The organism is Exiguobacterium sp. s95 (genome assembly GCF_018618655.1).
In the GTDB taxonomy this organism is placed as follows: Bacteria; Bacillota; Bacilli; order Exiguobacteriales; family Exiguobacteriaceae; genus Exiguobacterium_A; species Exiguobacterium_A oxidotolerans.
On sequence record NZ_JACSMM010000003.1, the window covers coordinates 47,636 to 60,841 of the forward strand.

Annotated in this window: 11 protein-coding genes; 7 read left to right on the forward strand and 4 right to left on the reverse strand. The window is 44.8% G+C overall.

Annotated elements, in window-relative coordinates; all coding sequences use genetic code 11:
- Positions 1 to 264 precede the first annotated feature (264 nt).
- The 7 genes from KNP99_RS07505 (at position 265) to KNP99_RS07535 (ending at position 8,721) form a co-directional block, all read left to right on the forward strand.
- A complete protein-coding gene (locus KNP99_RS07505; protein ID WP_029332854.1) occupies positions 265 to 642 on the forward strand; it encodes a response regulator in 378 nt (125 codons plus the stop codon).
- Positions 623 to 3,163: a HAMP domain-containing sensor histidine kinase gene (locus KNP99_RS07510; protein ID WP_214765498.1), complete on the forward strand. Its 2,541-nt coding sequence runs from the start codon at positions 623 to 625 to the stop codon at positions 3,161 to 3,163. The genes KNP99_RS07505 and KNP99_RS07510 overlap by 20 nt, the downstream gene beginning before the upstream one ends.
- 88 nt (positions 3,164 to 3,251) lie before the next feature.
- The gene (locus KNP99_RS07515) at positions 3,252 to 3,632 is read left to right on the forward strand and encodes a DUF1516 family protein (protein WP_088836487.1); all 381 of its coding nucleotides are present in this window, start codon (positions 3,252 to 3,254) and stop codon (positions 3,630 to 3,632) included.
- 231 nt (positions 3,633 to 3,863) lie between these two features.
- Positions 3,864 to 4,862 carry a class I SAM-dependent methyltransferase gene (locus KNP99_RS07520; RefSeq protein WP_088836489.1) on the forward strand — a complete coding sequence of 333 codons (999 nt, stop codon included), beginning with the start codon at positions 3,864 to 3,866 and terminating at the stop codon, positions 4,860 to 4,862.
- A 106-nt stretch (positions 4,863 to 4,968) separates the two neighbouring features.
- A complete protein-coding gene (locus tag KNP99_RS07525; RefSeq protein ID WP_088836490.1) occupies positions 4,969 to 6,459 on the forward strand; it encodes a phytoene desaturase family protein in 1,491 nt (496 codons plus the stop codon).
- Entirely contained in the window at positions 6,456 to 7,928 is a 1,473-nt protein-coding gene (locus KNP99_RS07530; protein WP_214810694.1) for a phytoene desaturase family protein, read from the forward strand. Before KNP99_RS07525 ends, KNP99_RS07530 begins: the two co-directional genes overlap by 4 nt.
- Positions 7,894 to 8,721: a phytoene/squalene synthase family protein gene (locus tag KNP99_RS07535; RefSeq protein ID WP_088836492.1), complete on the forward strand. Its 828-nt coding sequence runs from the start codon at positions 7,894 to 7,896 to the stop codon at positions 8,719 to 8,721. The genes KNP99_RS07530 and KNP99_RS07535 overlap by 35 nt, the downstream gene beginning before the upstream one ends.
- Positions 8,722 to 9,154: 433 nt before the next feature.
- Here the strand turns inward: KNP99_RS07535 and KNP99_RS07540 are convergent, their stop codons facing one another.
- Genes KNP99_RS07540 through KNP99_RS07555 form a run of 4 tightly spaced genes read right to left on the reverse strand, consistent with a single transcriptional unit; the run spans position 9,155 to position 13,139 of the window.
- Positions 9,155 to 10,627 (reverse strand): phytoene desaturase family protein, encoded by a 1,473-nt coding sequence (locus tag KNP99_RS07540; RefSeq protein ID WP_088836493.1) that lies wholly within the window; start codon positions 10,625 to 10,627, stop codon positions 9,155 to 9,157.
- 16 nt (positions 10,628 to 10,643) lie between these two features.
- Positions 10,644 to 11,720 carry a glycosyltransferase family 2 protein gene (locus KNP99_RS07545; protein WP_088836494.1) on the reverse strand — a complete coding sequence of 359 codons (1,077 nt, stop codon included), beginning with the start codon at positions 11,718 to 11,720 and terminating at the stop codon, positions 10,644 to 10,646.
- The gene (locus KNP99_RS07550) at positions 11,717 to 12,415 is read right to left on the reverse strand and encodes a lysophospholipid acyltransferase family protein (protein ID WP_214810697.1); all 699 of its coding nucleotides are present in this window, start codon (positions 12,413 to 12,415) and stop codon (positions 11,717 to 11,719) included. The genes KNP99_RS07545 and KNP99_RS07550 overlap by 4 nt, the downstream gene beginning before the upstream one ends.
- On the reverse strand, positions 12,384 to 13,139 hold the full coding sequence (locus KNP99_RS07555; protein ID WP_029332864.1) for a carotenoid biosynthesis protein: 756 nt from the start codon (positions 13,137 to 13,139) through the stop codon (positions 12,384 to 12,386). Before KNP99_RS07555 ends, KNP99_RS07550 begins: the two co-directional genes overlap by 32 nt.
- Positions 13,140 to 13,206: the final 67 nt, after the last annotated feature.

A 13,206-nucleotide genomic window follows, 5' to 3' on the forward strand; every position in this document is an offset into this window, starting at 1 on the left:
GAAAAGGAAGCGTATCGCCTTACACGATTCCTACAGGAAAAAGCACGTGAAAGGAGTTGATTCCTTTTTGAATCAACTCCTTTCAGCTAGGCACATGAGACGACTCGCATTTAAAAACAATAGTCATCGAGTAATTTCCATTTCCTATTATGAAGGAACTGTGTAGAATGAAGGAAGTATGGTTGAACTTCCTCCATCCATGTGTATAAGTGAGGATGGAGCGAGTACCGCCAAGATGAGTAGATATTTTAGGAGGAATTATAGATGGCACGTATTTTATTAGCAGAGGACGAAGACGTATTACGGATGTTGGTCCTTGATACGTTAGAAGATGAAGGGTACACGATCGATGAAGCGACGGATGGCGACGAAGCCTATCAAAAAATCATGAGTCAGCATTATGATCTTGTATTACTTGATTACATGATGCCTGGAATGACGGGAATCGAAGTTATCGAAAAAGTACGACGTCATCCGGACAAACAACAATTAAAGATCATGATGTTAACGGCTAAAAGTCAACAATCTGACCGTGAGCGTGCTGAAGAGATCGGGGCGAATTACTTTTTCTCAAAACCGTTCAGTCCGTTAGAGTTGATTGATGTCGTAGGAGGGATATTGAGTGATCATCAAGTGGATTAATCGAAAAATCGGACGCCAATTGATGGCTTCCTTTTATGTCGTTTTAGCTACGCTGATGATTTCTTCTTTGGTCGTCTACAACTATACGGACACAAGGTTACAAGATACCCGCGCGAAGCTTGAAGATATCAGGGATCGTAGCGCCCGGGCCGGTGCACTATGGGAAGAGTGGCAAGACCTTCAGTTTAATATGCGTGGTTATGCGTTAATGGGGGATGCCACCTTATATGAAAAAATCGCTGCGCAACAAACAACGATTGATCGTCAAACACGGTGGTTCGAAAAAAATGCGATTTATGAGCAAGGAAAAGTCTATGCGACATCTTCACGCGAATTGTATAGCTATTACTTCGATTCGGTTTTGCCGCTTGTGCAGTCCTATGTAAAAGGTAAAAAAGATGGGGACGTAACGGAGACTTTTCTTCGCGGGACGACTTTAACAAATCTTCCATTAGGGAAAGAACTTGTCGCGGATGGAAAAATTTCATTAGATGACGCAGGCAATATCGATGTCCTCTCGGAAATCGATAAAAGTGAGTTGGCACTTGGAGGATACCGTGAATTTCTTGATGAGTGGGCAGAGAGAACGAGCCAGCAGTTAGGACGAGAGATTCGAACGACACAACTGATTTGGTTGTCGAATATCATCGTCGTCATTGCTGTGTTGATTTTCTTTATCTACCCGTTCATTCGAAGAATCACCTCTGAGCTTTTAGGACTCGTTAAAAATAGTCAGCGCCTTGCAAATGGAGAAGACATTTCGAACATTCAAGTCCCAAAACGAAAAGACGAAATCGGAATCCTAGCTTTGTCATTCAATCAAATGGCCAGTTCAATCTCAGAAAATAAACAACACTTACTTGCAAAAAACGAAGAACTGCAAGCGCAACAAGAAGAACTGCAAGCCCAACAAGAAGAACTACAAGCCCAACAACAAGAGTTGGAAGAAGCGCTAGAACTGACGATGCGAAACGAACAGCATCTTCAATACCGAAATGATTTAACAGAGACGCTGGCGGCTCGGGAAGCATTGACAGCCTATCCGGAAATTATCGAAAAACTTGTAACGATTACAGATTCAGAAATTGGTGCCCTCGTTTTCGTCGATGAAGGACAAAGTTATTCTGTCGTCACACATGGTATGACGGAGCAATTGACGGAACAATTGCTAGGTAGCGATTTCTCATTGTTGAAGCGAGCAGATACTTTGAAAAAAGCAGTCCATTCGTCTAAACAAGTATCGAGTAATCACCCGTTGCCCTACCCGTACTATATGTATGAGACAGCAGTACCGATTTTAGATCCGTCATCGGATGAAGTGATTGCTTTCATCTATCTCGTTCGTTACCGCGACCAATTTACGAATGAACAAATGCGGGATGTCATGTCGTTCTCACGTCAATTGTCACTCTCCCTATTACGGATGCGGTTATTTGATGAGATGAACAAAGAGAAAACGAAAACTGAACGTATTCTCGATTCGATCCGTGAAGCGGTCATTTACATCGAACCCGGTAAAGAAGAGGTCTTCGTCAATCAGCCATTGTATGATCTATTTCCAGAGTTGCGCTATGGAGCGAACGAAGAAGTCGAGACACTTGATTTCTGCCTAGAAGCAATTCATTCCATCGTCGATGACCAAGCGGCATTTTCACAGTACGTTGAAGCCGTTCTAGAAGGAGATGTCCCGACAGAAAGTCTTCAATTCTCAATCCGACAACAAACGGTCTTCATTCAATTTTATGTCGAGTCGATTGAAATCCTTGGTGTTCACAAAGGGACGATGCTCGTCTTGCGTGACGTGACGAAAGAGACGGAAATGGATCGACTGAAGTCGGAGCTTGTTTCGACGGTTTCGCATGAATTACGGACACCGCTATCGTCCATCTATGGATTTACGGAGTTGATGTTGAATCGAGATATCGATACGACCCGTCAAGATAAGTATTTGCAGACGATTCACTCCGAGACAGAGCGCCTTGCCAATCTCGTCAATGATTTTCTTGACGTACAACGGATGGAATCGGGGACACAGTCGTATAAAAAAGAGCCGCTTGATTTGCGTCTACTCCTCGAAGAGACTACACAATTTTATGCAGCATCGACGAAAAAGCACACGATTTCTTTCCGGGCGATGAGTGAGGCACTTCCGCTCATAGAAGCAGATGAAGAAAAGATGAAACAGTTGATGAATAACCTATTGAACAATGCCGTCAAATATTCACCGTTCGGTGGAAACATTGATGTGACCCTGTCGATTGAAGAACAACATGTCTTGTTCGAGGTCCGTGATCAAGGGATTGGTATTCCGGCGGCAGCACTCAACCACTTATTCGAGAAGTTTTATCGTGTCGATAATTCAGATAGCCGTAAAATTGGCGGGACTGGACTGGGACTCGCGATCTGTAAAGAAATCGTCACGGGTCACGGCGGAGAAATTCAAGTCGAGTCCATCGAAAAACATGGAAGTGCGTTCATGGTTAAACTTCCATTACTGGTAGAACGTGTGACGATTTCTTGAATAAATGATATGTTACGAAAATAACCCTATGTCTAGCAAGGGAAATCAGCTACCATGAAATAGGAACTAGAAAAAGGGGGAAATCATCATGCCAATCACTGCTTTTGTTCATACCCATGTTTTACTATGGGTGTTACTACTCGTTGCGTTCTTTGTCGCCTTTTCAATGTATAAGAAGGGGAAGCCTGCAGCTAAAGGAATCCATATGGCCTTTCGCCTCTTATTGGTGTTAACGTTTGCGACAGGATTGTATCTGTATATCCAAATCATGGGGATGTCTGAAAATCCGGACGGTTTATACCATGCAAAAATCACCGGTGGTTTATTGTCACTCATCTTGGGTGAATTGACATTAGTTCGACTGAAAAAAGGAAAATCGTATTCTGGGTTCTTGCTCGGATTTGCGGTGCTCATACTCGTGACGATTTTCTTAGGATATTCGTTACCATTCGGTATGGAGTTCTTCTAATTCACTGTCCGGTTGAGAGTCGACCATCATTGTGTTCCGGCACAGCGATGGTCGACTCTTTTTATTTTGCGTTTTCCCGCCTCGATCGAGGAAAACAACGAAAAAAATGCTTTTATCTCCAGATAGCACTTTGTATACAGTCTGAAGCAAAAGTTTGATGCGTTTTTTTTGTTTACAAGTTGTTGTTATTTGGGAAAAGGGATGTATTACGTGGTAGAGAGGGGAACGCTTGTGGCACAGTTGAAAGAATGGACAAAGGTTTTTCGGGCGAGAAAATGGATGAAACGGGCGGAACCGGTTTTACCATTATGGCATGGATATATTGGCTATAAATATGGGTTGTTCGATGTCTTAGGTGCTGGCGCAACACAAGCAGAAGCCCAAATACGACTGAAGCAACCGCTTACAACAGAGGCATTATCGCGTTGGTTCGAGGTTGGTCTGGCAGTCGGACACCTCAAAAAGAAAGATTTACGGTACACGGCAACACGGCATGTCCTTCCAGAACTCTCGAAATCAGATGACCGCAGTATCGGCTTCATGTTATCAGAACTGATGGAACTTCATTTGCCGGCTTTATTTTCCTATCCGCAATTTTTAGAGGATGGTCAACAGAAGACCTTTAATGGAGAGGAACACGGGGACATCGTTGCTGAGACGTCCGCACTTGTCGAAACGGTTGCTTTTCCGGCAGTACGTCATATCATTCGAAATGAAAACGTTACGTCCTTACTTGATATCGGATGTGCGTACGGAGGATACTTACGAAAAATCCATGAAGCCTTACCGGAACTCCGTCTGGCTGGAATTGATATCGAAGAGTCTGTCATCGCTGAAGCGAAGCGACGCGATACGACAGGAGAAATTGATTTTGTTGTCGGAGATATTAAAACCTTTGAAGTAACGGAAACATACGATGGTGTCATGATGAACAACATTCTTTACTATTTCCCGAAGGAAGAGCGACTCCGTCTCCTCGAAGGTGTCCGTCGCTTCGTCAAGGACGATGGAACAGTTATTCTTGTCACACCACTTCGGGATAGTGAATACGGGGCGCCGTTCTCAGCTGCCTTTAACGCCTTCATGACGTTACACGAAAATTTATATCCGCTTCCTGGAAAAAAAGAATTGACTGAACAATTACATGCAGCCGGTTTTGAAAATGTATCGATCACACCATTTTTGAAAGAAGGAGCTTGGTATATCGTCACTGCAAACGCCACTTCCTAATCGGAAGCTTGGCGTTTTTACAGTTTGAAGGCACTTTAGATTTGTGGGCATAGTATGTGATTAGTATAATAGTTAAAACGACCAGAGAGAAAAAGGAGAGATTCGTGTGAAGCAGCGTGTAGCCGTTATTGGAGCAGGACCCGGAGGACTCGCCTGCGCTATGTTATTAGCAGGGCGAGGGGTAGATGTGACTGTGTACGAGAAACAAGCAGTCGTAGGTGGACGGACGTCACGTGTGCAAGTTGGTGATTATCAATTTGATCGAGGACCGACCTTCTTAAATATGCCCCATATTTTAGAAAATCTATTTACGAGCATCGGATTGAATTTGCACGATTATTTGGAACTGAAGGCACTGGATCCGATGTATACACTCTATTTCAATGGAGGAAAGGATCAGTTCACGATGACGACGGACCGAGACCGGATGAAGCAAGCAATTGAAGACCAGTTCCCGGGTAATGGAGAAGGGTATGATCGCTTTATGGCGGAACAAGCATTAAAACTAGGGAAGTTGATGCCTATCCTCCAAACGAAGCATGATCGATTGACGGATTATTTATCACCACGTGTGTTGACGGCGTTACCTCGGCTATCGTTAGGACGCTCGTTATATGATGTATTGTCGGACTACTTTACAAGTGAAGAATTAAAGTATTCGTTCACGTTCCAAGCAAAATACCTTGGTATGTCAGCTTGGGAATGCCCAGGCGGCTTTTCAATTCTATCTTACATGGAGCATGCTTACGGCGTTCATCATCCGATTGGCGGAATGAACCGCATCCCGGAAGCGATGAAACAAGCAATTGAGGACTTAGGCGGGAAAGTTCATCTGAATGCTGGAGTCGATCAATTGATTTTAGATGGAAAAGAAGCAACCGGTGTTATTCTAGAATCGGGAGAACATGTGTTATATGACGATGTAGTCGTAGGTGCGGATTTCGCTCATGCGATGAATCATCTCGTACCGGAAGGTGTTCTCAAAAAATGGTCCCGTCCGAAAATCGATCGTAAAAAATTCTCATGTTCGACATTCATGTTGTATTTAGGTGTCGATAAACGGTTTGACGCTCCGCATCATACGATTTATTTTGCGGAAGACTACGAAAAAAATGTCCGTGAGATGACGCAGACTCTTGAATTATCAGAAGACTTTTCGTTTTATGTTCAAAATCCTTCAATCATTGACACGACGCTTGCTCCTGAAGGCAAGTCATCTCTATATGTGCTCGTCCCAGTCCCGAATAATTATTCAGATCTTGATTGGGCAGTTGAAGGACCGAAGTTACGCCGGAAAGTCCTCGATGCACTAGAAGAACGTTCTCCTTATAAAGGTGTGGAAGGGGCAATTGAAGTCGAAGAAATGTTCACGCCTGACGATTGGGAAGCGATGGGGGTCCATCAAGGAGCGACGTTCAACTTAGGACATCAATTGACGCAGATGATGTATTTTAGACCACACAATCGGTTTGAAGAATTAGATCATGTCTATCTAGTTGGAGGCGGGACACACCCAGGTAGTGGCCTTCCGACGATTTTTGAGTCCGCTCGTATCACTGCCGATTTGTTGACTGGTGAAGTAGGTGTGACGAAATGAAGATTGGATTTGTAGGCGCGGGCGTCGGGACACTGCACGCGGCGCTCTTATTGACGAAACGCTATCCAGAGATTGATATTACAATCTACGAAAAGGAAGGGCGGGTCGGTGGTCGACTCGCTTCTGTCGACTTTGAGTCAGGCGGTCGGATTGATCAAGGGCCGACGATTGTCTTGATGCCTGGAAAATTACAGGAACAGTTAGCGGAAGCAGGACTCGATGGAGTCGAATTGTTACAAATCGATCCCTTGTACGATTTACATTTTGATGATGGGACGGTCGTGACGAAATTAGGTGATGTCGTCGATCAGGCAGTTGCGATTGAGCGACAGTTTGGAGAAGGCCGTGGCTTTTCTGAATTTATGCATCAAAAATCAAAGGATTATGACATCAGCGTCTCGAAATTTTTAGAGCGGAGTTATTTCCGTAAAACTGAATTGTTACAGCCAGGCATGTTGAAACCATTAGTAAAGATGCATGCACTTGAGACAGCGCATGATCATTTGAAGCGATATTTTAAAAATAAATACTTGCGAATGGCCTACAGTTTTCCGACGTTTTACATTGGTGGGAATCCTTACACAACTCCCTCGATTTACGGTTTGATTCCATATCGTGAACAAGCAGAAGGTGTCTGGTACGTTAAGGGCGGCTATTTCTCTTTAGCTGAACGCATGTATGAAGTATTGGTTGAACGCGGTGTTCGTTTTGAATTCAATCAGTCCGTTGAACGTGTCACGATTCAGGACGGGCAAGCGACAGGTATCGTAGTGGGTGATGCAGAATATCATTATGATAACGTTGTTTTAAACGGTGAGTTTCCATTGATGGAATACCTTGTCGAAGGGAAAAAACCGAAAGCCTATACGCCTTCTGGCGGAACGTTACTCTTGTATTTTAAAATGCGAGGAAAAGTCAATCTGCCGGTTCATCGTTTTTTGATGCCGAATGACCTAGAACCGTTGATGAACTCGATTTTCCATCAAGATGAACTACCAGAACATCCGGCTGTTTATTTGTTTAATCCGAGCAAGGTTGACGATTCGCTAACGGATCGTGAGGATAGTGTCGTCTATGCGTTAGTTCCTTCTCCGCGGAATTTTAATCGGGAGAAGTTCGAGCAACACGGTTTTATTGAAACCATCTTAACGAAAATTGAGAATCATCATCCAGGATTCCGTAATCAAATCGAAGAGATGCAAATCCGAACACCGCAAGACGCAAAAGAGTTTGGATTGTATGAAGGCGGAAGCTTTGGTATCGCACCGACGATTCGCCAATCAGCAGCCTTGAAAACGCAGGCGCGTCCTTATCCTGATATTGAACGATTATATGCAGTAGGTGCATCCGTCCATCCATGTGGAGGCGTTCCGATCGTCATGATGGGAGCGACATTACTTGTCAATCGTATGGAACAAGAGATGAGGTGGAAAAATGAATACAGTGACGCAGGCATACGCAACGTGTGAAGAAACGATTCAGAACGGATCAAAAACCTTTTATAAAGCATTTTCGTTATTACCAAAACAAGATCGATTAGCCGTTTATGCCATTTATACATTCTGTCGTTTTTTAGATGATGCCGTTGATGAATCCGACACACCTAAAGAAAGTTTGGAAGCCTTTTTAGAAGAATTTCGTTTGTTCCGTTCAGGATACCCTATAAAAAAGCCACTTTGGATTGCATTGACGGATGTCTTTGAACGGTATGAAATGGATGAGACGCCTTTCCTTGAGCTGGCGGAAGGTATGCGTTGGGACATCGAAAAAAATCGATATCAGTCACTCGAAGAAACAGAACAATACAGTTATTATGTTGCGAGTACGGTCGGCTTGATGCTGCTGCCGATTTTAGCACCGGGTCAACCGGAACTCCGTCAATCTGCGATTGAGTTAGGCATCGCGATGCAATTAACGAATATTTTACGGGACGTCGGTGAAGATGCAAAGCGTGGCCGAATCTATTTGCCGAAAGAATGGATGGATGAATACGACGTCACGCCACATTCTTTGCTCGCAGGAACGCCGTCTGGGGACTTCGTAGGTCTTTGGGAGGCATTAGCTCTACGCGCAGAGCATCTCTATGATGCAGCAAGTCCTTCGTTCGAGCGTTATCCAAAAGAAAGTCGACGGGCCTTAAAAGTGGCAGCATTGCTTTATCGTGGTATTTTGGATGCGGCACGCGATAACCAATATGATGTTTTTACGAAGCGGGCGTACGTAAGCCGCTGGCAAAAGATGAAGTTACTCGCAACGATTTAAAAGTCCATAAAAAAAGACCTTGGCGGGGACCAAGGTCTTTTTTTTATGTTTCGTCTAGACCGGGGAGTCTAAGACGTTTCTGAGCGATTTTTGAAACAGTTGAGCAGTTGCTAACAAGGCAGGTCAACAATTCACGGGGATGAACTGTATTTCAACGAGCTGCCTGTGAACTAATCAGGATGAGACGATCTAAGGGGGAACGTCGTAAATCATGCTGACAGTTCAAACGTAGAACTACTTCGTTTAAGTGGGTCTTAAACGATGAATCAAATAACCGCTGCAAGTGTGTTAAGTTCCTAAACGCTCTTGACTCGGGGAAGTCACCTTGCGCTTGATTGAGGATGTGGGGTCAATCACTACCTCTTGAACTCGAAGTAATCGTATCAAATCTTAGTTGTCCGTACAAGTAATCGATTTGCAATTCACATAACGTTCACAGGGATTGGGCAGCGCTTGACACGATTCGTTCACTTGCCAGTTTTCCTGAAAGCGTCACCATTGGACTACCGCCACCAGGATGGGTCGATCCTCCCGCGAAAAACAAATTGTGAACATTTTTTGAACGGTTGCTTGGGCGCATGAACGCATTGCGTGTACCATTCGAAGAGAGTCCATAAAGAGACCCATGATACGCAGAAAATTTTTGTTCGATATCGGTCGGTGTGATGCGTTGTTCGAAGACGACGTCCGATTCGATATCGATTCCGAACTGTTTCAGCCGTTGATTAATCAAGTGATCATACGTGTCGAAGTCGATGACGTTGCCTTCATTCGTCGCGGGTGCGTTGACAAGTATAAAGAGGTTGTCCCCAGCTTCGCCCATCTCAGGTGCCGTAACGGAAGAATTCGAAATGTAGATGGTCGGTTCTTCCGCGTAACGGTGTTCTTCAAAAAGGGCACGAAATTCTGCTTCATAATCCGATGAGAAGAAGACGTTATGATGGGCAAGCCCTTCAATTCGTCGCGTGAGCCCGATACAACGAACATAGGCCGAAATCGAAGGTTCCATTTGACTGGGTGTCGGGTTTTTAAAATCGGGTCGAATCGTTTCCGAAACGAGACGCGGGTATTGTGTCAATAGATCACCATTCATCACGACGAAGTCGACAGGTAAGTAATCGACATGGTTCAGTTCGATTTCTGTCGCAAGTCCATCCGTAACTTCGATTTGTGTGACTTCCTCGCCTAAGCGGAAAACGACGCCCATCTCTTGCGCCCGGCGTGCGAACCCTTCTGCGATTGCCGTATTTCCGCCACGAGTAAAGTAGACGCCGTCATTCAGTTCGAGATGAGCGATTAAAGCAAATGTCGCGGGCGCCTGATACGGACTACTACCAATATACGTCGCGTAACGATCGAGTGCCTGAATCAGTTGAGGATCCTTGAAATAGCTCTTGTGCAGCGAATGGATCGTTTTGAACGGGTGAACTTTGACCATATCTCGTAGTAAAGAGAAATTGAAATATGAATCGATATTGATAAAAAATTGCTGTTTAGCGATTCGGAATAATTCGGCGGCCTCTTCTTGATAGCCTGTGATATCATTTTTTGCTAATTGTCCGTTCGTAAAACGATCGATTTCCGTCCGCATTGCTTCTCGGCCATGCGTAAAAGTTAAGGTCCGCCCGTCAGGAAAGTGATTGGCGGTATGGCGTGCTAATTTTTCGAACTGGAAGTAATCATCGGGATCTGCTCCCGACTCCCGGATGACAGATTGAAAGACTTCGGGCATCGTGATGGTATTTGGACCGAAATCAAACCGGTGTCCTTCCGTGATCAGCGGCATCAATTTTCCACCAATATGATCATTTCGTTCAACGACAGTAACTTTAAATCCTTTTGAAGCGAGTGAAATAGCGGCACTTAAACCACCTAAACCGGCTCCGATGATAGCGACATGTTTCATAATGAACAATTCCTCCTTAAGAATAGGCCCGACCTTTCCAAGTGATTTCCCGTTTCCGAGCTCTTCGAATCATCGCCGTTGCAAGTAAGAGGACATAAAGACCGGTTGCGAACGGGTGCAACAACCAAACATGGCGAATCCGCGCCATCCGATCAATCCTGTATCGTGCGAGCAACAAGAGAGCAAGTCCACCAATCGTCTCCCAAGACGGAAAGAGGAGGGCAGCTGGTAGTAAAGAAAACTGTACGAGATAGAACAACAGGAAGTAACTGCCGACGAAGTAGGAGTCGTTCATTCCCCGAAAGACATTTTTGAGAAATCCCTGCCATACTTCACCGTTCGTAGCATACATGTCACAACTGACATAAGGGGCGACATGAACGAGTGTCGTCGTATGACCGTGTTGCTTAAACGTCCGACAGAGCTCTAAATCATCGACGAGTGCCGTTTGAATCGCTTGATGTCCCCCGACGTGTAAATAAGATGCACGTTCAACGATTACGACCATCCCGTTCGCAGCGGCAAAAGCAGGGTGCTTTACCTTGCGAAAAGCAAGCGGGAGATGTTGCGAAATTAAGACATGTTGCATCGGAATCAAACACTTGCCTAAAAACGTTGGTACAGGAAATGACGGAAAACCAGATAAAAAGCTAGCTTTTTCCTGTCGCATCGTCGCATATAGTCGAGGAATCGTATCCGGCATCAATGTAATGTCTGCGTCAAGAAATAACAGATAGTCTTCCTTTGCGACAAGTGATAGTTGATGGCAAGCATGAACCTTTCCCGCCCAATCTGAGGGGAGGTCGATTCCGTCAATGATTGTAAAGCGGTCATCCTGATGTGTCTGTTGCAACAGTAGGTTACGTGTCTCATCCGTTGAGCGATCTTCATAAAGATAGACATGCATATTCGGTCCGAGTGCGCGTTTGAGTGAATCAAGCAACTTCACGACATTTCGTTCCTCGTTCCGCAAGGGGATACAAATTGCGAGACTCGGTGGTGGAACGGGTGCAGCGAGTTTAGGGAGAAACATCAAGTTAATGAACGTATAGAGGCAAACAAGGAGCGAGAATATGAATAAAATCATGCTCATCGTCGAACCGCCTTTAGCCAACGCTCCGTTTTAACAGGAAGCGGGTCTGTTCGCTGCGTCAATACTTGATAAGCCTCGACATTTTCTGACATCGCATCAAGCCGGACATCATCATATAAGCGAGTCATTGCTGCTGTTAGAAATTCAGTCTGGTTTGAAGTACGACCAGGTGGTATTTCGATTTGGCGTGTTCGGATATAGACATCCGGTTGTTGTTCATGACTGAACGAATAATAAAATGAAAAAATGGAGACAGACCGGGCTGCTTTAGCAAGATAAGTCGCGCCGCTCGCGAGTTGAAGCGGTCGTTCTTCTTGATGGCGTTCTTCGCCTTGCGGGAACATCCAAACACTACTGCCTTCCTGCAAACGTTCCTTTGCGTAGTTGAGGCTCATCTTTACATCCTTTAAGGAGTCCCGGTTGATGGAAAAGGCACCGAGTCGTGAAAAGAAAGGGAAGCGCTTTAAGCCATGTTCATCAATCATGACGTACGGGTTTTGATGGAGTACGGATTGATCGAGATGAAATAAGATCATCCCGTCCCACCACGAACCATGTGTTGCAAGCATCAAACCAGGTACCGGTAAATCATCAGGGCGATACAATATTCGATGGAACTGTTTGCGGATGAGCTGCTCTTTCAAGTACAGATGAAAGGCTTGTTCAGCTAATTTGTTTTTTTGCGCCTTTTGCATGTAGTGCTCCTCCTTTCGTCAGCCAGTAAACAAGCAATGCTAGGCTACTGATTATCGTCACACCATAAAGGCCTGCGACACCAGCAGTCAGTCCAAATAAACCATGAAGCATCAAAAATAAGTACTGGTTGTTTCGTTCGAGCTCGGTGAACGTTGGCTTTTGTTCAAATCGTGCCATCAAAAGAGCGAAAACAAGTGCTGTTCCGTACCAACCGATAAAGTTTTGTGTTGGGATATCATAGTACAGACCCCCATCTTGCCAAAGCCAATACGATTTGACGTTCGCTGAGACCGGATCAATGGCCAAGTCGAGCCAAACAGCAAACAAGGGGACGAGGATCAGGGTGTTGTAACGAAACGGAAAACGCTTCGAGAATGCAAGACTTGCCCCCATAACGGACAACCAAGCTGCACCGATCGTGATTGGAACACCGAGTAACTGAACACCGAAGTCCGATTCATACCGATAGGTCCCGAATGGCCATCCGGTGTGGACACCAATTGATTCGATTAAAATAGACCCAAAGAAAATAAAAGGAATAATGAAGCGTCCTTTCGGTAAGACATCCCATAAGTAACAAGCGGCATACAGACCAGAAGCGAACAAAAAAACGGCATTTGCCCATTCGAGCCAAGGGGGTAATAATGAAAATCCGACTAAAATGAGCCCGATGACGAACCAAACTGTAAAGAATAACCAAAGGCGGCGCTGAAATATGGCCATGACGTATGTAAACCTCCATTCATTAGCATGATGTCACTAGTATACCCATATCCATCTGACTCGAGCG